The 22635-nt window shown below is 58.1% G+C and carries 29 protein-coding genes and 1 tRNA gene; 16 read left to right on the forward strand and 14 right to left on the reverse strand.

What is annotated here, in order from left to right; all coding sequences use genetic code 11:
• Positions 1 to 32 precede the first annotated feature (32 nt).
• From ACZ1GS_RS16795 to ACZ1GS_RS16805, 3 genes are all read right to left on the reverse strand, one after another.
• Entirely contained in the window at positions 33 to 584 is a 552-nt protein-coding gene (locus tag ACZ1GS_RS16795; RefSeq protein WP_472696310.1) for a polysaccharide biosynthesis/export family protein, read from the reverse strand.
• 257 nt (positions 585 to 841) lie between these two features.
• Positions 842 to 2293, reverse strand: a complete 1452-nt coding sequence (locus tag ACZ1GS_RS16800) for an O-antigen ligase family protein (protein ID WP_472696311.1) — start codon at positions 2291 to 2293, stop codon at positions 842 to 844.
• A 251-nt stretch (positions 2294 to 2544) separates the two neighbouring features.
• Positions 2545 to 2632 (reverse strand) — tRNA-Ser (locus tag ACZ1GS_RS16805).
• A gap of 172 nt (positions 2633 to 2804) precedes the next feature.
• On the opposite strand from ACZ1GS_RS16805, the gene ACZ1GS_RS16810 reads away from it, so the two are divergent.
• The 6 genes from ACZ1GS_RS16810 (at position 2805) to ACZ1GS_RS16835 (ending at position 8156) form a co-directional block, all read left to right on the forward strand.
• On the forward strand, positions 2805 to 3857 hold the full coding sequence (locus tag ACZ1GS_RS16810) for a peptidylprolyl isomerase (protein WP_472696312.1): 1053 nt from the start codon (positions 2805 to 2807) through the stop codon (positions 3855 to 3857).
• A 307-nt stretch (positions 3858 to 4164) separates the two neighbouring features.
• Entirely contained in the window at positions 4165 to 5130 is a 966-nt protein-coding gene (locus ACZ1GS_RS16815) for a peptidylprolyl isomerase (protein WP_472696313.1), read from the forward strand.
• 88 nt (positions 5131 to 5218) lie between these two features.
• Positions 5219 to 6340, forward strand: coding sequence for an alanine dehydrogenase (gene ald / locus ACZ1GS_RS16820; RefSeq protein WP_472696314.1), 1122 nt, complete (start codon positions 5219 to 5221; stop codon positions 6338 to 6340).
• Between the two features lie 75 nt (positions 6341 to 6415).
• A complete protein-coding gene (locus tag ACZ1GS_RS16825) occupies positions 6416 to 7387 on the forward strand; it encodes an oxidoreductase (RefSeq protein ID WP_472696315.1) in 972 nt (323 codons plus the stop codon).
• Between the two features lie 23 nt (positions 7388 to 7410).
• Positions 7411 to 7620 carry a DUF5818 domain-containing protein gene (locus ACZ1GS_RS16830; RefSeq protein WP_472696316.1) on the forward strand — a complete coding sequence of 70 codons (210 nt, stop codon included), beginning with the start codon at positions 7411 to 7413 and terminating at the stop codon, positions 7618 to 7620.
• On the forward strand, positions 7617 to 8156 hold the full coding sequence (locus ACZ1GS_RS16835) for a GNAT family N-acetyltransferase (protein WP_472696317.1): 540 nt from the start codon (positions 7617 to 7619) through the stop codon (positions 8154 to 8156). The genes ACZ1GS_RS16830 and ACZ1GS_RS16835 overlap by 4 nt, the downstream gene beginning before the upstream one ends.
• A gap of 18 nt (positions 8157 to 8174) precedes the next feature.
• On the opposite strand, the gene rpoN is transcribed toward ACZ1GS_RS16835, so the two are convergent.
• The 5 genes from rpoN to ACZ1GS_RS16860 all read right to left on the reverse strand — a co-directional run bounded on the left by rpoN (position 8175) and on the right by ACZ1GS_RS16860 (position 12611).
• On the reverse strand, positions 8175 to 9701 hold the full coding sequence (gene rpoN, locus ACZ1GS_RS16840) for an RNA polymerase factor sigma-54 (RefSeq protein WP_472696318.1): 1527 nt from the start codon (positions 9699 to 9701) through the stop codon (positions 8175 to 8177).
• A 34-nt stretch (positions 9702 to 9735) separates the two neighbouring features.
• On the reverse strand, positions 9736 to 10476 hold the full coding sequence (gene lptB / locus ACZ1GS_RS16845; protein ID WP_472698162.1) for an LPS export ABC transporter ATP-binding protein: 741 nt from the start codon (positions 10474 to 10476) through the stop codon (positions 9736 to 9738).
• 262 nt (positions 10477 to 10738) lie between these two features.
• Positions 10739 to 11287: an LptA/OstA family protein gene (locus ACZ1GS_RS16850; RefSeq protein WP_472696319.1), complete on the reverse strand. Its 549-nt coding sequence runs from the start codon at positions 11285 to 11287 to the stop codon at positions 10739 to 10741.
• A complete protein-coding gene (gene lptC / locus ACZ1GS_RS16855; protein WP_472698163.1) occupies positions 11288 to 11932 on the reverse strand; it encodes an LPS export ABC transporter periplasmic protein LptC in 645 nt (214 codons plus the stop codon). It lies immediately after the preceding gene.
• A 61-nt stretch (positions 11933 to 11993) separates the two neighbouring features.
• A complete protein-coding gene (locus ACZ1GS_RS16860) occupies positions 11994 to 12611 on the reverse strand; it encodes a ribonuclease D (RefSeq protein ID WP_472696320.1) in 618 nt (205 codons plus the stop codon).
• 188 nt (positions 12612 to 12799) lie between these two features.
• Here ACZ1GS_RS16860 and ACZ1GS_RS16865 point away from each other — a divergent pair, with 188 nt between their 5' ends.
• Together ACZ1GS_RS16865 and ACZ1GS_RS16870 are read left to right on the forward strand one after the other, a co-directional pair.
• A complete protein-coding gene (locus ACZ1GS_RS16865) occupies positions 12800 to 13141 on the forward strand; it encodes a DUF4870 family protein (protein WP_472696321.1) in 342 nt (113 codons plus the stop codon).
• A 187-nt stretch (positions 13142 to 13328) separates the two neighbouring features.
• On the forward strand, positions 13329 to 13991 hold the full coding sequence (locus ACZ1GS_RS16870; RefSeq protein WP_472696322.1) for a cold-shock protein: 663 nt from the start codon (positions 13329 to 13331) through the stop codon (positions 13989 to 13991).
• 115 nt (positions 13992 to 14106) lie between these two features.
• Here ACZ1GS_RS16870 and ACZ1GS_RS16875 read toward each other — a convergent pair whose 3' ends face one another.
• The 3 genes from ACZ1GS_RS16875 to ACZ1GS_RS16885 all read right to left on the reverse strand — a co-directional run bounded on the left by ACZ1GS_RS16875 (position 14107) and on the right by ACZ1GS_RS16885 (position 15616).
• Positions 14107 to 14574, reverse strand: a complete 468-nt coding sequence (locus tag ACZ1GS_RS16875) for a Dps family protein (RefSeq protein ID WP_472696323.1) — start codon at positions 14572 to 14574, stop codon at positions 14107 to 14109.
• Between the two features lie 130 nt (positions 14575 to 14704).
• Positions 14705 to 15271 (reverse strand): TMEM165/GDT1 family protein, encoded by a 567-nt coding sequence (locus ACZ1GS_RS16880; protein WP_472696324.1) that lies wholly within the window; start codon positions 15269 to 15271, stop codon positions 14705 to 14707.
• Between the two features lie 9 nt (positions 15272 to 15280).
• Positions 15281 to 15616 carry a hypothetical protein gene (locus tag ACZ1GS_RS16885; protein WP_472696325.1) on the reverse strand — a complete coding sequence of 112 codons (336 nt, stop codon included), beginning with the start codon at positions 15614 to 15616 and terminating at the stop codon, positions 15281 to 15283.
• A 227-nt stretch (positions 15617 to 15843) separates the two neighbouring features.
• Here ACZ1GS_RS16885 and rpmG point away from each other — a divergent pair, with 227 nt between their 5' ends.
• Positions 15844 to 16011: a 50S ribosomal protein L33 gene (gene rpmG / locus ACZ1GS_RS16890; RefSeq protein ID WP_066741431.1), complete on the forward strand. Its 168-nt coding sequence runs from the start codon at positions 15844 to 15846 to the stop codon at positions 16009 to 16011.
• A gap of 58 nt (positions 16012 to 16069) precedes the next feature.
• Here rpmG and ACZ1GS_RS16895 read toward each other — a convergent pair whose 3' ends face one another.
• Complete coding sequence (locus tag ACZ1GS_RS16895; protein ID WP_472696326.1) at positions 16070 to 16438, reverse strand: response regulator; 369 nt, start codon at positions 16436 to 16438, stop codon at positions 16070 to 16072.
• A gap of 52 nt (positions 16439 to 16490) precedes the next feature.
• On the opposite strand from ACZ1GS_RS16895, the gene ACZ1GS_RS16900 reads away from it, so the two are divergent.
• The 5 genes from ACZ1GS_RS16900 to ACZ1GS_RS16920 are packed head-to-tail and all read left to right on the forward strand — an operon-like array spanning position 16491 to position 19836.
• Positions 16491 to 16775 (forward strand): DUF3572 domain-containing protein, encoded by a 285-nt coding sequence (locus tag ACZ1GS_RS16900; RefSeq protein ID WP_472696327.1) that lies wholly within the window; start codon positions 16491 to 16493, stop codon positions 16773 to 16775.
• A complete protein-coding gene (locus tag ACZ1GS_RS16905; RefSeq protein WP_472696328.1) occupies positions 16775 to 17434 on the forward strand; it encodes an HAD family hydrolase in 660 nt (219 codons plus the stop codon). Before ACZ1GS_RS16900 ends, ACZ1GS_RS16905 begins: the two co-directional genes overlap by 1 nt.
• Before the next feature lie 25 nt (positions 17435 to 17459).
• Entirely contained in the window at positions 17460 to 17927 is a 468-nt protein-coding gene (locus ACZ1GS_RS16910) for a RidA family protein (RefSeq protein WP_472696329.1), read from the forward strand.
• A complete protein-coding gene (locus tag ACZ1GS_RS16915; protein ID WP_472696330.1) occupies positions 17890 to 18666 on the forward strand; it encodes a glycerophosphodiester phosphodiesterase family protein in 777 nt (258 codons plus the stop codon). The genes ACZ1GS_RS16910 and ACZ1GS_RS16915 overlap by 38 nt, the downstream gene beginning before the upstream one ends.
• A gap of 15 nt (positions 18667 to 18681) precedes the next feature.
• On the forward strand, positions 18682 to 19836 hold the full coding sequence (locus ACZ1GS_RS16920; RefSeq protein WP_472696331.1) for a GNAT family N-acetyltransferase: 1155 nt from the start codon (positions 18682 to 18684) through the stop codon (positions 19834 to 19836).
• Between the two features lie 15 nt (positions 19837 to 19851).
• Here the strand turns inward: ACZ1GS_RS16920 and ACZ1GS_RS16925 are convergent, their stop codons facing one another.
• Together ACZ1GS_RS16925 and panC are read right to left on the reverse strand one after the other, a co-directional pair.
• Positions 19852 to 20148 (reverse strand): hypothetical protein, encoded by a 297-nt coding sequence (locus ACZ1GS_RS16925; RefSeq protein ID WP_472696332.1) that lies wholly within the window; start codon positions 20146 to 20148, stop codon positions 19852 to 19854.
• A 167-nt stretch (positions 20149 to 20315) separates the two neighbouring features.
• On the reverse strand, positions 20316 to 21161 hold the full coding sequence (gene panC / locus ACZ1GS_RS16930) for a pantoate--beta-alanine ligase (protein ID WP_472696333.1): 846 nt from the start codon (positions 21159 to 21161) through the stop codon (positions 20316 to 20318).
• A gap of 178 nt (positions 21162 to 21339) precedes the next feature.
• Between panC and ACZ1GS_RS16935 the strand changes: the two genes are divergently transcribed.
• Together ACZ1GS_RS16935 and ACZ1GS_RS16940 are read left to right on the forward strand one after the other, a co-directional pair.
• On the forward strand, positions 21340 to 22152 hold the full coding sequence (locus ACZ1GS_RS16935; protein ID WP_472696334.1) for a division plane positioning ATPase MipZ: 813 nt from the start codon (positions 21340 to 21342) through the stop codon (positions 22150 to 22152).
• A gap of 3 nt (positions 22153 to 22155) precedes the next feature.
• Positions 22156 to 22599, forward strand: coding sequence for a J domain-containing protein (locus ACZ1GS_RS16940; protein ID WP_472696335.1), 444 nt, complete (start codon positions 22156 to 22158; stop codon positions 22597 to 22599).
• Positions 22600 to 22635: the final 36 nt, after the last annotated feature.

The following is a 22635-nucleotide window of genomic DNA, read 5'->3' on the forward strand; positions in this document are numbered from 1 at the left end:
ACGGTTCCGATATTTTTGGGGGCCGAATGACGTTAGCGGGTCAGAATGACCAGCGGCGTCGTCAGAAGCGGTGAAGCCTGCAAGATATCCTTGAACAGTCTGCGCGCCTGGGAATCCCCGACAATGATGACATCGTTCGCAAAGACTTCCGGATCGCCGTAGTTTCCGCGTCGAATAGCTTTCAAATTGTAAAGACCGGCCAGTTGTTGCCCGCTCACGTTGCGAAAAATCACCACGTCGCTCAATTTGGCAAATTCCGAAGTGCCGCCGGCCGTGGCCACCGCTCTCATCAGGGTCATTCTGCCGACCACGGGATACAAACCGGGTTCGCCAACTTGCCCATCCACTGTAATGACCTGACTCACGGTCTCATCAAGGTTGATCGTAACCTCGGGGTCCCGGACATAACGCCCGCGCAGCCGCTGCTCGATAATGGCCGCCAATTCTCCCGGCGTGCGCCCAGAGGCCTCGACAACACCAATGAGCGGAAAGGACAATCGTCCACTGGCGTCAATCTGCACTTCTTTCGTGAGGTCTTCAATGCCGAAAACATCGATCTTGAGCTTGTCAAATGGTCCGATCAAATAAGGCCGGCTAGCCGCGAGAAGGTCCGCACGGGTCGGCTCTGGCAGCCCCTCGTCTGAAACCACAGTGACTTCAGAACTCGATCCTATCGGTCCAGTACTGCCGCAAGATACCAGGAACATGCTGAAAATAAGAGTGAAAAAACGAATCGCCATACAGTTAGAAACCCTTAACCTGAGACAAAATAGCCAAATAGACCAGCTTCAGTGGCACGTAAACCATGAATGAGATTGGAACGAGACACCCTGTCGGAATATCAGCTGCGTTCTGCCGAAGCCGCAGGGTTCCTTCGAACCAAATTGCTCTGGCGGCTGTTGTCGCAGAAGAAACCCAGCATGATGATCACCAGGGCCATCATCGACGGCACTCTGAGCGGATAATCGGCGATACTGGCGGCAGCGCAAAAAGACAACACACCCAATGCCATGATACAGGCTTTGCCCGCGGCGGTCCAAACACCCGATCGCACAACAAAAAGCGCCCGCTTTGCCACCCAAAGCACCAGCGCCACCACCAGCAGAACCGCCGGAAGCCCGCCTTCAATCACGATTTGCAGCCAGTCATTATGCGCTTGATTGAAATAGGTCGGGCGCAACAATTCATAGGTTTCAAATTGCTTGAACACATGCTCGAAGGAGCCAAAACCACTGCCGAACGGGAAATACGCCTGAGCCATGGTTTCCAGCGTCGAAGAAACCTGTCCGCGCATATCGCTGATAAGGTCCTTACCAAACAGGCGATCAAAAGCGAGCGAGCGCGACAAAAACAGGGTCAGCGCAATAACGCACGAGAACAAGGCGCCAATGACCACCAGCAATACGGTCCGAACAGACACGTTCCAGCGCCGCTTCCCGAGAGAGAAATTCGTCTCTGCCTTGCGCGCATAAAATTCACCAAACAGGGCAAAGATGCCAACCATGAACAAAGCCGGAAACATCAGAATCAGGCCAGCTCGGGACCCGGTTATGACGATCAAAGGCACCAGCAAAACCGCCACTGCAATGGCGCTGTTCACTTTCACCGAAGCCAGTTTGCCGCGATGGCTCTTCGTCCCGGCATACCAGCCCAGCATCAGAACCAGACAGGACAGCAGAACCGCTTGATGGTTGCGATTGGCGAACAATCCGACGGGGGTACCGGAATTGGTGATCCGGTAAAAGTACAGAGGGCCTTGCGACGATCCCGCGATCTGGAAAATGGCGAGCAACGCACTTAACGCCGCCAATATTATTAGCGTGACAATAGCCTTGCGGCGATCCTGCGCGTCCAGTCCCATATACAATAAAAGGGCCGCCAGCGGGACGGTCAGAGACCAAAGACTGTTCCACGTTTTTGCTGGCGACAATGTCAGCGGCCGCCACGGCTGCTCAATGCCCGCAAGCACTGCAATACTGGTATAAATTTCCCGATGCGGCAGGCTGGTCCAAACCAACGGTGGCATGGGCACAAGCTGAAGCGCGATGATACCCGCCAATAGGAGCAAAAAATAAAGCGGCATCAATCGTCCGCGTTCCATGTCGGGGCGTTTGACAATTAAGGCATATGCGACAAACAGCACGGATAAGGGCCGCAATATCAGCAAGGACTGAATATCGGACCGTGATCCACCACCCATCAGAAACACGCAGATCATGAACAGCACAAAAGCATAGAAGCGGGCACGGGAAGACGAGAGAACCGCCGATACAGATTCTTTGTTGGATTGCATTATCAGTTTATCTGTTTTCTGCTTGAACAAGATGACCGGGAACTAGCGTGTTCCCTTCAAGGGTCAACATAAATAACGCTATATGGGTCATATCAACGACGTTTGGTGTATGCACCCATCGCCGCCGCGGCAGCGCGCACCGGTTTTTATGTCACCAAGTCGGCGTTGCGGCCTCACATATGGTGAACACATCGGACAATTGCGCTGCCATCGATCATGCACATCAGCATTCTCAATATTGTAATGAAAAATGGCGGAGCCGGAGGGATTCGAACCCTCGATAGGTTGCCCTATACACGCTTTCCAAGCGTGCGCGATCGACCACTCTGCCACGGCTCCGCAATGCACGCCAGAATCATTCCATGGTCGAAATTCTGGCAGCGCCGCTTCCCCTAGTGCGCGAAACGGTCTTTCGCAAGGGCTTGTGTGCGCCTAGGGTCGTGATAATCATCGCAGCCGGGGAGACTGCATGTGCGGAACCGCCCCGAGACCAAGGACAGGACCGAAAAAGATGAAGAGAATTTCGCTGCTCATATCGCTTGCCGCCATCGTCGGCCTGTCTCCGGTTGCAGCCCAGGCGCTGCCCGAAAAACCCCATCCCAGCCCCAATGCAATTGTCGATGCCGCACCGGCGGGCGACTGGCAAAGCATTGCGGCGCGCGATCTGATGGTCATGGATCTCGAACCGGATGCGCAGGGAGAGGCGCGGCGGGTGATCATCCAGCTGATGCCGGAGCCCTTCTCGCAGGGCTGGATCCGCAATATCCGCAAGCTCGCCGCGGCGCGATTCTGGGACGGCACCAGCATCAACCGGGTGCAGGACAATTATGTCGTGCAATGGGGCGATGCCGGATACGATAATCCGGAATCGGGGGAGACCGAGCAAAAGGCTTTGCCGGAGGATCTGGAGTTGGTGCCGGAGAGTGCGTATGCGCTCAAACCCGGGCCCACAGAAGTCAAGGCGCTACTAAAGCTTTTCGAGGATCACTTTAACTGGGAAATGAATCGTATCGGCGAGGAAAACAACGCCCCTGATGGTGCAGATGTCCCGCAGCCGGCTATTGGCGAAACACCCTATGTACTGGATGGCGATTATTTTGAAAAAGGATGGCCAATTGCCTTCGATGAAACCGAAGAAGGGAAATGGCCCATCCACTGCTACGGTGCTGTCGGGGTCGGCCGCAATCTCTCGCCCAATACCGGCACCGGGGCCGAACTCTACACCGTGATCGGCCATGCGCCGCGCCATCTTGATCGCAATATCGCGGTGGTTGGGCGGATAATTGAAGGTATCGAACATCTTTCCAGCCTGCCACGCGGCAAGGGGCAGCTTGGCTTTTATGCTGATGCCAGCAAGCGCGTGCCGATCCGTGCAATTCGCCAGGGTGACGCCCTGCCCGCGGCCGAACAACCGCGGTTCGAATATCTCGACACCGCCAGCGAGACCTTTGCCCGCTATGCCGATGCCCGCGCCAATCGCCGCGATCCGTTTTTCATCAAGCCAGCGGGCGGCGCCGATATCTGCAATATCCCGGTGCCGGTGCGGCGGGTGGCAGCGGAATAGCATCAACACTGCACTGTCCGTATTCCCGCGCAGGCGGGAATCTATCTCCCGCCCGGCCTGTGGTTTTACTGATCGGAGAGAGACTCCCGCCTGCGCGGGAGCACAAGGGAAGTTTTACTTTCCTACAATGATCGAAAGGTTTAAATTCCACCCATGATGGACTCCCTTTCCCGACCGGCCCGCGCGCTGTTATTTGCGAAACAGACCCGTGTGACATGTGTGAACTTTCACTGCGAAACCGCTTCTCATCAAATACGGAAATACCCTGTGATATGTGTGAACTTTGAAAAAGGAACTGTTTGATATCATGGCCTTTTCTATCCGAATAGCGCTTTCCCTGCTTGGTGCTTCCGGTCTGCTGATCAGCGCCCCGGCGCGGGCGCGGGACGAGAGTCCGGCGCTGACGCCGGAACAGGTTCTGGCCGCCGCGCCGGCGGAGCACTGGATCCCGATCCCGGTGACCGACCTGATGATCCTGACCCTGCCGGACGATGCCGAGGGCCAGCCACGCCAGGCGGTGATCCAGTTGCTCCCGGCCAAGTTTTCCGGTGGTCATGTGCGCAATGTCCGCAAGCTCGCCAAAGCGCGGTGGTGGGATGACACCAAAATCTATCGCGTGGCGAAAGGCTTTGTCACCCAGTTTGGCGGCACGCCCCAGTCCAAGCCGATGCCGAAAAATCTCGAGACGGTGCCGGAGAGCGAATATTTTAACGCCGCGATCGGCGCGCGGCGCGATACCGATATGGCGGCGCTGAAAGCGGCGGTCAATTATAGCAACCAATATCAGGGCACCACCATTCGTCCGCTGATGAAAATCATCTATGAAAATTATGGCGCAAAAGTCGGCTTTGGCGGCGGCTGGCCAGTCGGCAGCAAGAACGGACAAAGCTATGCCTTGATGTGCCGGGGTTCGCTGTCGCCGGCCCATTATGATCCGCCCGATACCGGCACCGGATCGGAAATCTCGATCATCACCGGGGTCGAGGCGCGCGGGCTGGATGGTACATTCGGCCTGGTTGGCCGGGTCATTAATGGCCTGGAACATGTCACCAACCTGCCGCTTGGCACCAAACCCGGCGGCTTTTACGCGACCAAGGCGGAGCATATTCCGATTCAGTCGCTGCGCCTCGCCAGCGAACTGCCGATTGCCCAGCAACCGCGCTACGAATATCTCGCCAGCTACAGCCCGTCCCTGCTCCAATATATTGATGCCCATGGCGGCTATGGGAATATTTGCACCGTGCCAGTGCCGGTACGGAAAATTGCTGAATGATGTAATTTTATTGCGTAGCAGGCCCGCGCGTGGCATCGGGCTTGGCGTGTGATACCGCAACAGAGTCGAACAGGACAGGAGCCTCCCCATGCGTGTTGGAACCCCGAAAGAAATCAAGAATCACGAATATCGTGTCGGTCTGACCCCCGAGTCCGTCCGCGAGCTGACCGCCCATGGCCATGACGTTCTGGTCGAAACCGGTGCCGGACTGGGCATCGGCGCGGAAGACACGGAATATCAGGACGCGGGGGCAACCATAGCGGCGACGGCTGCAGAGATTTTCGAACGTTGCGAAATGGTCGTCAAGGTCAAGGAGCCGCAGGCCCCCGAGCGGGCGATGCTGCGCGAAGGCCAGATCTTGTTCACCTATCTGCACCTCGCCCCGGATCCGGACCAGACCGCGGATCTGGTGAAATCCAAGGCGACCTGTATCGCCTATGAAACCGTGACCGGTTCGGGCGGCCTGCCGCTGCTCAAGCCGATGAGTCAGGTTGCTGGCCGGATGTCGATCCAGGCCGGCGCGACAGCGCTGGAAAAAGCCCATGGCGGGCGCGGGATTCTGCTCGGCGGGGTTCCCGGTGTGTCCCCCGGCAAGGTCACCGTCATCGGCGGCGGCGTGGTCGGTTTCAACGCGGCCCAAATGGCCGCTGGCCTGGGCGCCGATGTGACGATTCTCGACCGCAATCCCGATGTGCTCGAAAGCCTCGGCAATTATTTCGAAGCCCGCGCCAAGACCCGCTTTTCGAACAAGGCCAATCTCGCCGAATGTGTCGCCGAGGCCGATCTGGTCATCGGCGCGGTGCTGATCCCCGGGGCCGAAGCGCCGAAACTGGTCAGTCGCGCGATGCTGTCGACCATGCGCCCCGGCGCGGTGCTCGCCGATGTCGCGATTGATCAGGGCGGTTGCTTTGAAACCTCGAAAGCCACCACCCATCAGGACCCGACCTATGTGGTCGATGATATTGTCCATTATTGTGTCGCCAACATGCCCGGCGCGGTATCGCGAACATCGACCTATGCGCTCAACAATGTCACCCTGCCCCACACGCTGGCCATTGCCAATAAGGGGTGGAAAGCCGCGCTGCGCGATGATCTGCACCTCGCCGAGGGCCTTAATGTGTGGAACGGTCAGGTCACCTACCGCGCGGTTGCCGAGGATTTGGGCTATGAATATATGCCGGTTTCCGAAATAGTGGGGACCAAGGCCTGACTATAATTTTGCGACAAGCAGCGCCGGCAGGGGCGGGTTGTCAGGTCGCCAATTCATGATGCGCAGGAGCAGTTTATGGCAGCAGCAGATCAGAAACCGCTTGGCTCCGGCTTTCCGCCCAAGAGTGAACCGCAGGATATATTGGCCGCCATTGACCTGACCGGCAAGACCGCGATTGTCACCGGCGGCTATTCCGGCATCGGTCTGGAAACCACCCGCGCGCTCGCGAGCAAGGGCGCGAAGGTCATCGTTCCGGTGCGCGACGAAGCCAAAGCGGCGGATAATCTGTCCGGTGTTGCGGGTGACGTGGCCGCGGCGACCATGGATCTGTCCGATCTGGCTTCGGTGCGCCGCTTTGGCGATGCGATGACGGACCAGCTCGACCGGCTCGATCTGCTGATCAACAATGCCGGGGTCATGGCCTGCCCGCTGGACCGGGTCGGGCCGGGCTGGGAAAGCCAGTTCGGCATCAATCATATGGGTCATTTTGCGCTGACGACGGCGGTGATGCCGCTGCTGGAAAAGGCCGACAGCCCGCGGGTTGTCGCGCTGTCTTCGATCGCGCATAAACGCAACGGCATCCTCTGGGACGACATCCAGTTCGACAATAGCGCATATGATAAATGGGTTGCCTATGCCCAGGCCAAGAGCGCCAATGCGCTGTTTGCCAATGGCCTGAGCCGGCGCATGGCAGATTTTGGCGGACGCGCATTTTCGGTGCATCCCGGGGGAATTTTCACCCCGTTGCAGCGGCATTTGCCCAAGGAAGAACAGATCGCGCTGGGCTGGCTCGGCGAAGATGGCGAAATCAGCGAGACCGCAGCCAAGATTTTCAAAACCACGACCCAGGGCTGCACCACCACCCTGTGGGCGGCGACATCGCCGATGCTGGATGGCAAGCACGGGCTCTATTGCGAGGATTGCGATGTCGCGCAACTCATGGCCGCGGACTCGCCGCCCTATCTTCACTGTGCGCCGCATATTGCCGATGATGATGACGCTGAACGGCTTTGGGCGCTCAGCGAAACCTTGCTGGCCGCGGCCTGAGCAGGGCACGGCAAGGCAGCACGATGATCGACAAGGCACCAACCGCCGAAGATGAATATGCCGGGCTGCTGATCCGCGATGCCGGCGGTTTTGTGCTGCAATGCGATGACGGCAAAAGCTATCGGCTCGAATTGCTGCGGCTGCCGATTGATGAGGTGGAAAAGCGCGTCGTGGTCAAGGCCATGCTGGTCGCCGAACAGGTGCTCGAGGCCGAAGGGGTGCGACTGGCATGAAGATCGCGCCCGCCGATCCGGACGATATTGCCGCGCTGCACGCGCTGATCGAGAGCGCCTATCGCGGCGACAGCGCGCGGCAGGGCTGGACCCATGAAGCCGATCTGCTCGGCGGGCAGCGCACCGACACAGCCGCGCTGGAAGCGATTTTCTCGGACCCTCGGCAGGTCATGTTGGTGGCCAGAACCGGTGATGATGCCAGCACGGCAGAACCGATCAACGGCTGTGTCCAGCTTGCACGACAACGGGAAGACTGCGCCTATCTCGGCATGCTGACCGTGGATCCGGAGCGCCAGGCCGCCGGGCTTGGCAAGCTTCTGCTGCGAGCCGGCGAAGCCTATGTCCAGGACCATTGGCAGGCGCCCGCCATCGAGATGACGGTGATTGGTCAGCGCACCGATCTCATCGCCTATTACGAACGCCGTGGCTATGCGCGCACCGGCGAAACCCGGCCGTTTCCGATGGACGACCCCCGCTACGGGCTGCCGAAAACCGATGCCCTGGAGTTTGTCGTCTTGCGCAAGGTCTTGCGCTAGACCCGGGCTGGCTGCGGCCTAGGCAGCCTTGCCTTCAAGCGCCTTTTGCCGGCGCCGTTGCACCGAACTGCCGAGGCCCAGCGCTTCGCGATATTTGGCCACCGTCCGGCGGGCAATGTCAAAGCCCTTGTCCTTGAGCAGCGCCACCAGCTTGTCGTCGGACAGGATCTTCTTGGGATCCTCATTGTCGATCAGCGCCTTGATATGGCTCTTCACCGCCTCCGCCGACGCCGCCTCGCCACCGGTTGACGACTGGATACCGCTGGTGAAGAAATATTTCAGCTCGAACGTCCCCCGGGCGCAGGAAAGATATTTGTTGGACGTCACCCGGCTGACCGTCGATTCATGCATCTCGATTGCATCGGCAACATTTTTCAGGGTCAGCGGCCGGAGATGTTCGACGCCCTCGCGGAAGAAATTTTCCTGCTGCTTGACGATCTCGGTTGCGACTTTGATGATCGTGCGCTGGCGCTGGTCGAGCGCTTTGATGAGCCAGCTGGCATCCGCCAGACAGTCGTTGAGCCATTCCTTGGACGCCTTGTCCTGGGCGCCGTCTTTCAGCTCGCTATAATAGGTCCGGTTGACCAGCACCTTGGGCAGGGTCGCGCTGTTGATCTCGATCAGCCACGCGCCGCGCCGCTCGGCGATGAACAGATCCGGCACCACAGCCTGCACATCGCCGCCGCCAATCTTGCAGCCGGGTTTGGGATCATAGGCCCGCAACTCGGCAATCATGTCCATCAGATCTTCGTCATCGACGCCGCAAATCCGCTTGAGCTGGGGCAGCGCGCCTTTCGCAAGGACATCCAGATTGTCGATCAACCGCGCCATGGCGGGATCATAACGGTCCGCTTCGCGCGCCTGCAGCGCCAGGCATTCCGACAGATCGCGCGCGCCCACACCAACCGGCTCGAGGCTCTGGACATGAGTCAGCACCCGCTTGACGTCGTCCAGCTGAACCCCCAGCCGGTGCGCCAGTTCGAGAAGATCGGCCTGCAAATAGCCGCATTCGTCAATCTGGTCGATCAGGTGGCTGGCAATGAACAGGTCGCTGCCCGAAAGGATCGCTCCCGCCTGTTCGAGCAGGTGATCCGCCAAGGTGGTTTCGGCGACCAGCATATTTTCAAAGTCCGGCGCTTCGCCGCCAATCGCTCCGCTGCTGCTGCTCGCGCCGTTCAATCCCAGCGTACCATCGAGGCCGCCATCGCTCGCGCTCAGGCTGTTGTTCGAATATTGATCGGCAGCGCCCTCCAGATCCATCGCCGATTCAGCTTCGGCGGGCCCGGCCGACAGGATTTCGTCACTGCCTTGCAGATCGGCCCCCGGCTCTGCATCACTACCCGATTCCGAAGGGCCGCCATCATCGGGTTTGGATTCGACATTCAGATCACCGGTATCGAGCAGTGGGTTCTTCTCGATTTCCGTCGCGATATAGGTTTCCAGCTCGAGATTGGACAAGGCCAGCAGCTTGATCGCCTGCTGCAATTGCGGCGTCATCACCAGCGACTGGCTCTGTCGCAAATCGAGGCGGGGGGCCATCGCCATTAGTCGATCGGACTCTTATGGCTGTCAGCGGTCATCACAGCGCAAATCCTTCGCCGAGATACAGACGCCGGACATTCTCGTCGGCGACCAGCGCCTCGGGACTGCCGGCAAACAGCACCTGGCCGTCATAGATAATGCACGCACGATCAACAATATCGAGCGTTTCGCGGACATTATGATCGGTGATCAGGACGCCAATGCCGCGGTTCTTCAATTGCACGACCAGATCGCGAATATCCGAGATCGAAATCGGATCAATCCCGGCAAAAGGCTCGTCAAGCAAGATGATTGAAGGGCTAGCGGCCAGCGCGCGGGCGATTTCGCAGCGTCGCCGTTCACCGCCCGACAAAGCCATGGCCGGCGAACTGCGCAAACCGGTCAGCCCGAATTCGTCGAGCAGGCGGTCGAGCGTCTCGGCGCGAACGGCTTTGTCATTCTCGACCATTTCGAGTACCGCGAGGATGTTCTGTTCCACCGTCATGCCGCGGAAAATCGATGTTTCCTGAGGCAAATAGCCAATGCCCAATATCGCCCGGCGATACATGGGCAGCGGTGTGATATCTTCGCCATCGAGCATGATCCGTCCGGAATCGGGTCGCACCAGACCCATGACCGAATAGAAACAGGTGGTCTTGCCGGCGCCGTTGGGGCCGAGCAGGCCAACCACTTCGCCGCGACCGACCGACAGCGACACATCAGATAGCACGACCCGCTTGTCATAGCTTTTGGCGATCGAGACGACGGCCAGGCCATGTTCCATGGCATCGCTGGCCATCGCCGATCGCGTTGGCGCGATGGCCGGAGTGTCAAGAACAGGTGCGTCGCTCATAATTTTCCTTCTGCTGGCGCCATCTTGGGCCGCAATTCATTGTCTAATGGTTAACAACATGGCCCAAATGAAACGAAATTGGCAAGCTTTATGCATGATTGATCGAAAATGGTTCTTTTTGGCGCGGTCGGACACCACCAAATCTGTCGGATTTGGAATATATTAACCATAAGCACAATGGACTGGGTCAGGGCTGTCGCCGGAAAATTCAGTCGGTGCGCTGGGGAACCGTGAAGGTGCCGGAGACCCGGCCATCGGATCCTGGCGTGCCGGTTTGCGGGCTGCCAGCGGCGCGGCCGTCAATGGTCGAGCGGCCGGAATTCAGGTCAATGATCACGCGCCCGCCGGACAGGCGATTATTGCCCTGGGTCAGGGTGACGCCGCCGACCAGCGTGATCAACCGGCGATTAAGATCATAAATGGCGACATCACCGGTCGCGGTGTCCGTGCCCTTGCGAATATTGACACCGCCCGATGCGTCAATGCGGTCGATTTCGATGCCGCCGCTGTTGCGATAGGCCACCGTCATTCGCGCCGAGTTCAGCACCAGCCCGGCCTGTTCCACCCGCACCGCACCAGACAGCACGACGCGGTCGGCGCGGTCCTGGACTTCGATCCGACCGGCGTCAAAATTGACCGGGGCGTTGCTGTTATGTCCGCCAAACACCTGCGCCGGCGCCGGTGTCGCCGGGCTCAGCAAGGCCATCCCGCCGATCAGCAATCCGGTTGAAACCGCAAGAAATGTGCGTCTGGTCATCTATCGTCCTCTTAATCCGTTTTGCACAATGCGCAACTTGGCATTGCCATCCAGTGTGACGGTCCGTTCGGCCATGTCGGCCTTCAGTTGATCGGCGCGAAAGGTCCCGATATTGGTGCGCCCCTCGACCGGCCGTTCGCTTTCCAGCGTCCGCGCCTTGAGGTCGACGGTGACATCATTGGTCGTCAGACGATAGCCACCAGCGCTCTCGACCTGAACCGGACCCGGGACATTGACCATTTCGAGATCCATATCATAGCGCCCCTGCCCGGCCCGGATTTGCGCCGGTCCGTCCTGCAGCAATATGCGCGCGGACATGTCTCTTAGATCCACCACCGCTTCGCGCGAGCTTTTCTGAACCGCCGATCCGGCCTTGATCGAAAATGGCCGGCCTTCGCTGTCTTCACCGCGATAGAGTGCTTCGGTCACGCGCATCCGTTCCTTGGCGACATCCACGCTATTCTTGTCGAGCACGAAACTGATTTCGCCGCTCATCGTAAACGGCGCAAGCGCCAGTACCGCCCCCAAGGCGCCTACGCCGATTGGCAGCAAAATGCGCAGGATGCGGATATTGCGATCATGCGTGCTGCCCGGCGACGCAAATATCTGCCGCTTCGATTTTTCGTGCTGGGAAGATGGGGTCATAGTCATCATGCGCCGTTGTTATAGCAGGCCGAAAGCAATCTGTGGTGAACGGGAGCGCGCCTCAGGCATGCGCGAAGATATCGGTTTCAGGCCAGCCGGCAAGGTCGAGTCGGGCGCGATGCGGCAGAAAATCGAAACAGGCTTGCGCCAGTTCCGTGCGCCCTTCGCGCTCGAGACGAACCACCAGTTCATCCATCAGACGATGCAAGAACCGCACATCGGAAGCCGCATAGTCACGCTGTGCATCGTTCAGCACCGGGCCACCCCAGTCGCTCGACTGCTGCTGTTTCGAAATATCCTGCCCAAGCAACTCCCGAACCAGCTCTTTCAAGCCGTGGCGGTCGGTATAGGTGCGGATCAGCCGCGAGGCGATCTTGGTGCAAAAGACTGGCCCGGCCTCGACGCCGAGATAATGTTCGATCGCGGCGAGATCAAACCGGGCAAAATGGTAGAGTTTGAGCCGCGCTGGATCCGCCAGCACCCGCTTCAGATTGGGCGCAGCATAATCGCTGTCCGGTCCGAAGCGCACCAGATGCTCGTCGCCATTGCCGTCGGAAATTTGCAACAGACAGAGCCGGTCGCGGAGCGTCTGGAGCCCCATGGTCTCGGTATCAACGGCCACCGGCCCTTCGGCCAGCACGTCAGCAGGAAGATCCTCTTCGTGAAAATAAACCGCCATTATGCCTCGCTTTTTCGGATTATCGGGGCCTGGCCGGAAGCCGGAGTCGGAACAAGGCAAGCCGCTGATTTTGTTAAAATTGACATCATTGAGTCCATCGATATGCTATGTGCCGGACCAGCCAGAAAATCGCAAGATATAGATTGGCGACAGGAAACAGCGAATGCAGCTTTACCAGGGGAAAATACGTGCCAGACCAACAACCACAGCCAGCCGCCGGCGGCTTTGATTTCAACAAGGCGACGATCATTTCGTTGCTATATCTCTCCAGCCTGGTCGGTTTGGTCCTCGCCTTTGTCTGGAAAGATGAGGTGACCGGAACCTGGGAAGAGAGTCATTTGCAGTTCCATATCATGACATTTCTGATCGGGTTCGTGGTCGGCATTATCGGATTCATATTGTCCTTTGTGCTGATCGGAATTCCGATTTTGATCGCTTTGACAGTCTGGTATCTGGTCCGCACGGTGCTCGCTCTTTTGAAAGCCCAGAAGCACGAACCGATCGCTGATCCGAAGACCTGGTTCTTCTAAACGAGGCGATTCAGACCTTCGCGAATGAATGGAAATTAACCCTATGCGGATTTTTGTTCGCATAAGTCGCCGTTTTTCTATATAGTTACGCCGTGCGAAATCGGGATTCGCGCAGGAAAATGATCGAGCCATCGTCCGCTTCGACATTTGAAGATATTTATCGGGCGAAGTGAAAGACGATTGAAGAATGGGTTTTGACAGAAACCGGCGTGGCAGAGGCCGGGACAAGCGTGACAGTTTTGGTGATGAAAATTTTGATGGATATCAAGCAGATAGTGGTCCCCCGGTAGAGAGATATACCAGACCAGAAACCAGCTATGGTGGCGGCAATCGCGGCGGTAACGCAGGCGGCGGCATGCCGGATCAGGTGGTTGGAGAAAGTACCGGCAAGGTGAAATTCTTCAATGCCCAGAAAGGTTTTGGTTTCATCGTTCAGGATGCCGGCGGCGAGGATGTATTTGTCCATATCAGTCAAGTCGAACGGGCTGGCCTGAAAGGGCTGGCCGAAGGACAGGGCCTGCGCTTTTCTCTGGTCGACCGGGGTGGCAAAGTGTCCGCTTCCGATATCCAGATTGAAGGCGACCTTATCGAAGTCGCGGCTCCGGCCGATCGCGGGCCACCGCAGCGCGAGCTCACCGGTGAAAAAGCCAGCGGAACGGTCAAGTTCTTCAACAGCATGAAGGGCTTTGGCTTCATTCAGCGCGACGACGGACAGCCGGATGCCTTTGTGCATATCTCGGCGGTCGAGCGGGCTGGCATGTCCGGCCTCGAGGAAGGCGACAAGCTGGAATTTGAACTGGAAGTCGATCGGCGCGGCAAAACCGCTGCGGTCAATCTGGTTTCCAAATAGACCGGATCCAACCGCTTTCCCGGCACATGCAGCAATCTGCGCAAAGCCGGCAGCATCACAATAAAAATAGCGGGTTTCGGCCCGCTATTTTTATGTCTTGGCAATCGGGGCCGGTTCAGGCGTCCGAGGCACTCTCGAGCAGGAACCAGGCGCGCTGTTCGGCCTGATCGGTCCAGTCGTCGATAATCCCGTCGGTTGCATTGTCGCCGGCCTCGCCCGCCAGTTCCTTGGCGGCCCGCAATTGCTGGACCAGCGCAAGATTGTCGTTGCGCAATTCAGCCAGCATCGCGTCAGCCGATATTTTGGCGTCATCATTGTCGGTGACTGTCTGGCGCCGGGCAATATCGCCTATCGATGTCAGGGTGCGCTGGCCATTTTTGCGCACACGCTCTGCAATCAGATCGGTTGTCGCCAGAATTTCGGCAGCATGATCATCAAACATCAGGTGATAATCCCGAAAATGGGGGCCTGACACATGCCAGTGAAAATTCTTGGTTTTCAAATATAGCGCAAAACTGTCAGCGAGCACGGCATTGAGCGCTTCAGCCAGGGCTTTGGTTGCATTGTCTCCGTTGGTCATCATTTGTCTCCATCATTGAATATCTGTTTCCATGACCGAGATAGGCCTTGTGCCAGAGTTTATCCAACGCAAAACCTGGTTCTGTATAATTGGCTTAGTCGATCTTTATCCAAATGTTGATCGATTGATGCGATTACAAGATGCCCCAGGCGCTTAAGGCAAGGCCGGTGCCGATGATCAGAAAGGCGACGCCACCGGTGATCCGAATCGGCTTGATCGGGACCATGGCCGCCAGTTTTTCTTGATAGACAATCGCCGGGAGGCACGCGGCCATAACGCCGATCCAGCCCCCTATGGCAGCAAACGCCCAGGCGTCGGTCCGGGCCGCCGTCGCCGCCAGGATGAACTGCCCCTTGTCGCCAAATTGCAGAATGAAAATGCCCAGAAACGCCGTCCAGAAGGGGCCCAGAGTCCAGTCCTGCAACAGATCAACCGATCGCCGCCAGCCCACCATGCCAAGCCCTGCAAACAGCAGGGACAGCGCATAGAAGAGTCGCAGCGGTTCTTCGCTGATCCAGTCATGGACCGCTGCGCCGCCCAGCGCCGCGATCACGCAATTTAATGCAGTCGCAAGGCCCAGTCCCCAGATAATCGGCGCCATCCTGCCATAGCGCATCGCCAAGGCGGCGCACAGGATTTGCGGCCGATCACCAAATTCGGCCAGAGCAAGGGCGAACAAGGACGTGAGAAAACCGTCCATCAATCCAGCTTAAGGTTGGCCGCCAAGACGCAGCGCAACACTTGCCAGCAGCGCTTCCGTCTGTCCCGCGTTCAGGGATTCGCAGTGGAGCGATTCCTGCATCACCTCGAGATAGGAGGACGCTACCATCATGCCGGATCCATTTTGCATCGCCTGTTGCAGCGCGGTTTCGAGCGCACAGCTCAGATCGTGCAGCGCCGACAGATTGTGGCGCGCGGCTTTTTGCCTGATCTGGTCGAGATGGAGCAGAAACTGGAGCGGATGGGATTCAATCAACGCCGGCGGCATGCCTTCCAGCAAGCTCAGCATTTCTGCGTGGATGAGTAATTTTTGATCGTGATCCATGAACATCGCCCTGTTGTCACGGCGACCATGGCAAAACATGGTTAAGGAGCGGTAAAAGCGAATTTATCGCAAGCAACCGCGCCACGGCCAGCCGCCACGCGGCTTTTTCTTGACATTGGCAGCGGCTTTCAGCATTAGCGCCTGCACTCGCGGCGGAGACCACGGATCGAACCACCGGTCTTATCGTTGCATCATATTTTCAGCAAATTGCTTCTAAGGAATGCGCCATGGCGAAACCAGCCAATGTAAAAATCAAACTCGTCAGCACGGCGGATACCGGATTCTTCTACGTAACCCGCAAGAACCCGCGGAATCTGACAGAGAAGATGGTCCAGCGGAAATATGATCCGGTGGTCCGCAAACATGTCGAATTCAAAGAAGCCAAAATCAAGTAACTGGTTCCACCGGGCCCGCGCGGCCCCACGGCTTTGATGGCAACCCACAGATAAACGGCTATCGGTGCAGCACTTGCTGAACCGATTCGATAAACTTCGCCACCGATATGGGCTTGGAGACATAGGCCTCGGCCCCGGCTGTCAGAATGCGGTCTTCATCCCCTTTGCCGGCATAAGCCGTCACCGCCATGATCGGAATGATCTTGAGCTGGGCGTCTTTCTTGATTTGCTCGATCAGCTCAAGCCCGCTGATATGCGGCAGCTGGATGTCCATAATCACCAGATTAGGCACGAAACTCCGCGCCTTTTCGAGCACTTCCCGACCATCTTTGACCGGCTCCACGACAAAGCCATGCGCCCGCAAAAGATCGCAGAACAGCTTCAGGTTCAGCTCATTATCCTCGACCACTAATACTCTTTTGGCCATAGTGAAATTGCCCCTTTTCAAGCCGGTTGCAACGCTTTAGGCGAAACGCCAGATGGAAACAAATAACATTAACCATGCAGAAGTCGAAATTTTGGCATTGCAGTCGCTTGGCTGGGTGCTGCAGGATGAAGATCGCGCCCAGCGGTTGCTGGCGCTGACCGGACTGGATCCGCGCGAACTGCGCTCGGGCCTTGAAGATCCGACCATGCTCTCTGCTTTGCTCGGATTTCTCGCCAATCACGAACCCGATCTCGTCGCCTGTGCGGAAGCCATTGGCACGCAGCCTGCCAAGCTGGCCGCCGCGGCCGCCTATCTTAACCAGTCCGGAGACTATTGATGAACCGCAAGCCCCTTCTGATCAGTGACTGTGATGAAGTGCTGCTTCATATGGTGGTCCCGTTTCGCGAATGGCTCGATCAGGACAAGCATATTCATTTCGACCTGGAGTCCGGCGATTTTGTCGATGCTTTGCGCCACAAACATGATGGCACATTGGTCGAGCGCGAGGCGGTGTGGCCGATGCTGAAGGAATTTTTTGACGGCGAAATGCACCGCCAGGGCGCGATTGACGGCGCGGTTGAAGCGATCAATCAGCTGTCCCAAGTCGCCGATGTGGTGATCCTCACCAACCTGCTCGATGATCGCCGCGACGCGCGGGCCGAGCAATTGCGGGCGGTTGGCATCGATTTTCCGGTCTTCTGCAACCAGGGCGGCAAAGGCGAGGCGCTCAAGGCGATTATCGCGGATCGCAACCCCGGCATTTGCGTGTTCGTCGATGATCTCGGGCATCAGCACAAGAGCGTCGCCGAACATCTCCCCGATGTCTGGCGCTTGCAAATGGTCGGCGAACCGATTTTGGCGCGCCATATCAAGACCCATCCCGCGGCGCATGACCGGCGGGATCTGTGGTCCGACGCCGTGCCGTGGATATTGTCGAAATTTGAAGACGGGCAATCTGCACCGCCGATGGACGGAGCCGAACAGGTAACGCAATAAATTCTGAACCACTGGAGGCTTAGACATGACAGACGCGATCGAACGGAAATTGGTTGAAAAGGGCATCACGCTGCCCAAAGCGGCAGCGCCGGTTGCGTCTTATGTGCCGGCCGTTGAACAGGATGGCCTGCTCTATATCAGCGGTCAGGTCTCGATGGCGAACGGCCAGCTGATCACCGGTCGTCTCGGCGAGAATATGACGCTCGAGCAAGGCCAGGAAGCCGCCAAGGCCTGTGCCCTGATGATCGCTGCGCAGATCAAGCAGGCGACCGGTTCGCTCACCCGGGTCGAGCGGATCGTCAAGCTTGGCGTGTTCGTCAACAGCACGGCGGATTATGTCGACCATCCCAAGGTTGCCAATGGCTGCTCGGACATGATCGAGGAGATTTTCGGCGCGGCTGGCAAACATGCCCGCAGCGCTGTTGGCGTGGCGGCTCTGCCGCTTGGCGTGGCGGTTGAGGTCGACGCGATTGTCGCTATCACGCCTTCTTGATAACTGGCTCTCTCCGGCGCCCGACCCCGGCCGCGTCGCGTTTCTGAAGGGGCAGCCTTATGCCCATCGCGGTCTGCACGGCAATGGGGTTCTTGAAAACAGCCCGGCCGCCTTTGCCGCGGCGATCGCCGCCGGTCACGGGATCGAATGTGATGTCCAGGCGGCGGAAGACGGCACCGCTTTTGTTTTCCACGATTTTGAAACCGGGCGGCTGACAACAGAGGATCGCGAGCTGGCCTTGTTGCGCGCCGATGCGATAGACCAGATCGAACTCAGGGATGGCCATGGAAAGATTCCGCGGCTCAAGGCCATATTAACACAAGTGGCCGGTGCCGTTCCCATTCTGATCGAGATCAAGTCCCGCAACCGGCGGGTAGGACCGTTATGTTTATCGGTCAGGCGGGCGCTGGAAGGCTATGCCGGCGACGCCGCCATCATGTCCTTCAATCCGCTGGTCGGTGCCTGGTTTGCCAAAAATGCCCCGCATATTGTGCGTGGTCTTGTTGTCACTGAAGAAGGCAGCAAGGGCCTCAAGGGACGCATTGCGCGGCATCGCAATCTGTGGACGGCCCGGCCGGATTTTCTCGCTTATGACATTCGCGACCTGCCATCCTCCTTCGCCGCCGCCAATCGCCAGCGCGGGCTTCCCGTGGTCACCTGGACCGTGCGCACGGCCGAGCAGGAGAAGCGCGCGAGCCGCTATGCCGACGAACCGGTTTATGAGATTGCCGAGACCTGATAACATCCTGTTTCCATGGCTGATTCTTCATCTCCCCCTTCCGCTGTCCTGGCCCGCGTTGCGAATGACATTGCGAGCCTGCCGGCCGCGCAGTGGGACGCCTGCGCGGGATCGGCCAATCCGTTTGTTTCCCACGGCTTTTTGTCGGCGATGGAAGAATCCGGCAGCGTCGGACCGGGAACCGGCTGGAAATCCCTGCCGATCCTGATCGAGAATGACGCCAAAGAGATTGTCGCCTGTCTGCCCAGCTATCTCAAATCGCACAGCCAGGGCGAATATATTTTTGACCAGCAATGGGCCCATGCCTTTGAAAATGCAGGTGGCCAATATTATCCCAAAATCCAGATCGCGGCGCCATTTTCTCCGGTTCCCGGGCCCCGAATCCTGTTGCGTGACGAATGCATGGCCATTCCGATCCTGCGGGCGGCCGAACAGCTGGCGCAAAATAACGGGATTTCGTCGGTCCACGCGACCTTTGTGACCGAAGACCAGCTCGGTTATTTTCGCGAGGCCGGCTGGATGATCCGATCGGACAGCCAGTTTCACTGGCGCAACGATGATTATGCGGATTTTGATGGCTTTCTCGCTGCGCTGTCCTCGCGCAAACGCAAGGCGATCAAGCGCGAACGCCGCAAGGCCCAGGAAGCGGTCGAGATTGTTCATGTGCGCGGCACGGAAATCAGCAACACGCATTGGGACCGTTTCTGGACCTTCTATCAGGATACCGGAGCGCGCAAATGGGGAACGCCTTATCTCACCCGCAGCGCTTTCGACTTGATGCAAGAGAAAATGGGCGATCAGCTGTTGCTGATCCTGGCCTTGCAAGGCGGCGAGCCGGTGGCGGGCGCGTTAAACATCGTCGGCGAGACGACGCTATATGGACGTTATTGGGGTTGCACCCGCGATATCCCGTTTCTGCATTTCGAGATTTGCTATTATCAGGCGATTGACGCGGCGATCGAGCGCGGCCTGCAATTTGTCGAGGCGGGGGCACAGGGCAGCCATAAACTGGCGCGCGGCTATCAACCGGTGCCGACCTGGTCGGCGCATTATATTGTCGATCCCGGTTTTCGGACTGCCATTGCCGACTATCTCGAGCGCGAACGCAAGGCGGTCGCAGCGGATATCGAATTTCTGGCAGAAATGGGCCCGTTCAAGAAAACGGACTGAGTCAAATGGTGACGATCAAGCGGCGCGGCGGGTTGTTTCGTGCAACCAGTTGCGCGCTTCGCGCTGGGCTTCGGCAATTTCGCGCGCGGTCATCTCAAGCGAAATTTCTGCGCGGCAGACCTTGCTTTCTTCATGACCGGACAATGACGCCAGATTGAACCATTTATGTGCTTCGGTCAGATCGACATCGACACCTTCGGATCCGGTGGAATAGATCACGCCGAGTTCAAAATAAGCATTGCTGCTTCCCTGTGCCGCTTCGGCCAGTCGGCTTTCGATCAAGAAGGCTGCGCTTTTCATGCTGTTGCCCATAATTTTCAGTCCCTGTTTTCGGCCACCACATCTGGTGACAACACGGACATTCAACGCAATTTCTTAAAAGAATGGTTAACGCGAATCGCGATTATTTGATCCAAAATGACGAAAATAGCCCGGAAACGAACATTTTACACAATTTTGCAAGGTTAACCGAAGCCGCGCTAACGCTCGCTTACAGCGATATTATCGATCAATCTGGTGGTTCCGATATGAGCGGCGGCCAAAAGCCGGCCGGAAGATGTAAAATCAGTCATATTTTGCAGCGTTTCGGCATCGCGCAGCTCGAAATAGTCCACTTTATGAAAACCTGACGCCAGCAATTCGGCGCATGATTGCTCCAATATGGCGTCAATATCCGCGCCGTTTCTGATCGCCTCGGCAGCGCGTTTCATGACGTCAGGAAGCGCCACCGCCTGGGCGCGCTGTTCGGGATCCAGATAGGCATTGCGCGAAGACAGCGCGAGGCCATCGGCATCCCGGACCGTCGGCACGCCGACAATCGCATGGGTAAAATCGAGATCTTCCGCCATTCTGCGAATGACCGCCAGTTGCTGATAGTCTTTTTCGCCAAAAAAGGCAGCGTCCGGACGGACCTGGTTAAACAGTTTTGCCACCACCGTCGCCACACCATCAAAATGGCCAGGGCGGGATCCACCACACAAACCGGTGCTGACGCCGCTGACGCTGACATTGGTGGCAAAACCGTGCGGATAGACCTGGTCGACGCTGGGCGCCCATAGCAGATCGACGCCGGCCGCCTCGAGCTGGCCCGCGTCGGCGGCCTCCTGGCGCGGATAGGCGTCGAGATCTTCGCCTTCGCCAAATTGGGTTGGATTGACGAAAATTGACGCCACGACGGCATCGCATTGCGCGATAGCCGTCTCGACGAGCCGCATATGGCCGGCGTGCAAAGCACCCATGGTCGGCACCAGCCCGACCGTCCGCGCGCCATCGCGAAGCCCGTCCAGAGCGCCCCGCAGCGGGGCAAGCTGTCTTATGATTTGCATGTCAGTCCCGATATCACTAGAATTTACGCCTAATAAGTTGCGAACTATGCGGCGATGGTCCACCTATCGCAAGAGCAATTCCGGTGGATTGTCAGCAACATCAGCCGATAGGATGGGCCGTGGTGAGCTGGCGGCATTCTGTCACCGCAACCATTGGAGTGAGGGGGTTTTCAATATCGTGATCAACAAAAGCCCGCACCATATTGTCTTCGCGAACGAGAAAGGCGGCACCGGCAAATCGACCACCGCTGTGCATGTCGCCGTCGCGCTCGCCTATCAGGGCTATAAGGTTGCGGTGATCGACCTCGATCCGCGTCAGCGCACGCTCTATCGCTATCTGGAAAACCGGCATGCCACGATGGAGCGGCTCGGAATCACCATTCCCCAGCCGTTTTTCGAAGTGTTTGATCAGGATAATCTGGCCCGGCTCGAACAGCTGGTGGAGCGGCTCGGTCATGGTGTCGACTATCTGCTTTATGACACGCCAGGCCGCGATGACAAATATGCCCGCTTTGTTGCGACCCGGGCGGACACGCTGGTCACACCGATTAACGACAGTTTTGTCGATTTCGATCTGATCGGCCAGGTCGATCCGGAAACCTACAAGGTCCGCAAATTGAGCTTTTACGCCGAACTGATCTGGGAGGCGCGCAAGGCGCGGGCCCAGGCCGACGGCACTTCGATCGACTGGGTGGTCTTGCGCAACCGGACACAGCATGTCGAAGCGCATAATATGAAGCGCATCGTCAACGCGCTGACCGAACTGTCGCGGCGTGTCGGCTTCCGCGTCATTCCCGGTCTCAGCGAACGGGTCATTTATCGCGAATTATTTCCAGCCGGCCTGACCATGCTCGACAAGGAGCATCTCGGGCGGCTCGCGACCAGTCATATCGCCGCCCGTCAGGAACTCCGGGAATTGATCAAGCATCTTGCCCTGCCGCAACCGGAAGGGCGCAAGCCCGCCTTTGGCAAGCCGAAACTGGTCGCCTGACCCATGACCTTCATGCTGATCTTCAGCAGTGCCGTCATTGCTTCGTTGCTATTGTCCGGCCACGCCAAAACCATGAAGGCCAATGACTGGCTTGCCGTCGCCATTGCCCTGATTGGCGTCAATTTCATGCGCGGCGGCAATTGGATCGCCGGCCCGGCGCTGATTGCGGGGGCAGCCGTCTGGCGGGGGTCGTTCTTCTGGGAAGGTCTCAAGGCCCGCTGGGGCAAGCCGGATCGCAAACCGAAACCGCGCGACTTTGAAGTGGATCGCGCCCGCGCCCTGCTGGGCGTCGATGACCGGGCCGACGTCACGACGATCAACAATGCCTGGCGACAGCGCCTGTCGGAACATCATCCCGACCGGGGTGGGGATGAACAGCTGGCCCGCCAGATCAACCGCGCCCGGGATCTTCTGCTGGAACAGCTCGAAGCCGGCGCAGAAGCCTGATCATCGCGGCCTTGGTCGCCGAAGGGCTGGATTTCC

Source organism: Parasphingorhabdus sp. W113 (genome assembly GCF_055693205.1).

Bases quoted from the DNA above. Each gene is read 5' to 3' on its own strand.
- ACZ1GS_RS16885 (WP_472696325.1), bottom strand. From the start codon at position 15,616: ATGGATCACGATCAAAAATTACTCATCCACGCAGAAATGCTGAGCTTG.
- ACZ1GS_RS16870 (WP_472696322.1), top strand. From the start codon at position 13,329: ATGGGTTTTGACAGAAACCGGCGTGGCAGAGGCCGGGACAAGCGTGAC.
- ACZ1GS_RS16910 (WP_472696329.1), top strand. From the start codon at position 17,460: ATGACAGACGCGATCGAACGGAAATTGGTTGAAAAGGGCATCACGCTG.
- ACZ1GS_RS16880 (WP_472696324.1), bottom strand. From the start codon at position 15,271: ATGGACGGTTTTCTCACGTCCTTGTTCGCCCTTGCTCTGGCCGAATTT.
- ACZ1GS_RS16920 (WP_472696331.1), top strand. From the start codon at position 18,682: ATGGCTGATTCTTCATCTCCCCCTTCCGCTGTCCTGGCCCGCGTTGCG.
- ACZ1GS_RS16895 (WP_472696326.1), bottom strand. From the start codon at position 16,438: ATGGCCAAAAGAGTATTAGTGGTCGAGGATAATGAGCTGAACCTGAAG.
- ACZ1GS_RS16815 (WP_472696313.1), top strand. From the start codon at position 4,165: ATGGCCTTTTCTATCCGAATAGCGCTTTCCCTGCTTGGTGCTTCCGGT.
- ACZ1GS_RS16810 (WP_472696312.1), top strand. From the start codon at position 2,805: ATGAAGAGAATTTCGCTGCTCATATCGCTTGCCGCCATCGTCGGCCTG.
- ACZ1GS_RS16940 (WP_472696335.1), top strand. From the start codon at position 22,156: ATGACCTTCATGCTGATCTTCAGCAGTGCCGTCATTGCTTCGTTGCTA.
- lptB (WP_472698162.1), bottom strand. From the start codon at position 10,476: ATGGCCAGCGATGCCATGGAACATGGCCTGGCCGTCGTCTCGATCGCC.
- ACZ1GS_RS16905 (WP_472696328.1), top strand. From the start codon at position 16,775: ATGAACCGCAAGCCCCTTCTGATCAGTGACTGTGATGAAGTGCTGCTT.
- ACZ1GS_RS16800 (WP_472696311.1), bottom strand. From the start codon at position 2,293: ATGCAATCCAACAAAGAATCTGTATCGGCGGTTCTCTCGTCTTCCCGT.
- ACZ1GS_RS16925 (WP_472696332.1), bottom strand. From the start codon at position 20,148: ATGGGCAACAGCATGAAAAGCGCAGCCTTCTTGATCGAAAGCCGACTG.
- lptC (WP_472698163.1), bottom strand. From the start codon at position 11,932: ATGACCCCATCTTCCCAGCACGAAAAATCGAAGCGGCAGATATTTGCG.
- ACZ1GS_RS16825 (WP_472696315.1), top strand. From the start codon at position 6,416: ATGGCAGCAGCAGATCAGAAACCGCTTGGCTCCGGCTTTCCGCCCAAG.
- ACZ1GS_RS16900 (WP_472696327.1), top strand. From the start codon at position 16,491: ATGGAAACAAATAACATTAACCATGCAGAAGTCGAAATTTTGGCATTG.
- ACZ1GS_RS16835 (WP_472696317.1), top strand. From the start codon at position 7,617: ATGAAGATCGCGCCCGCCGATCCGGACGATATTGCCGCGCTGCACGCG.
- ACZ1GS_RS16875 (WP_472696323.1), bottom strand. From the start codon at position 14,574: ATGATGACCAACGGAGACAATGCAACCAAAGCCCTGGCTGAAGCGCTC.
- panC (WP_472696333.1), bottom strand. From the start codon at position 21,161: ATGCAAATCATAAGACAGCTTGCCCCGCTGCGGGGCGCTCTGGACGGG.
- ald (WP_472696314.1), top strand. From the start codon at position 5,219: ATGCGTGTTGGAACCCCGAAAGAAATCAAGAATCACGAATATCGTGTC.
- ACZ1GS_RS16850 (WP_472696319.1), bottom strand. From the start codon at position 11,287: ATGACCAGACGCACATTTCTTGCGGTTTCAACCGGATTGCTGATCGGC.
- rpoN (WP_472696318.1), bottom strand. From the start codon at position 9,701: ATGGCGATGGCCCCCCGCCTCGATTTGCGACAGAGCCAGTCGCTGGTG.
- rpmG (WP_066741431.1), top strand. From the start codon at position 15,844: ATGGCGAAACCAGCCAATGTAAAAATCAAACTCGTCAGCACGGCGGAT.
- ACZ1GS_RS16830 (WP_472696316.1), top strand. From the start codon at position 7,411: ATGATCGACAAGGCACCAACCGCCGAAGATGAATATGCCGGGCTGCTG.
- ACZ1GS_RS16860 (WP_472696320.1), bottom strand. From the start codon at position 12,611: ATGGCGGTTTATTTTCACGAAGAGGATCTTCCTGCTGACGTGCTGGCC.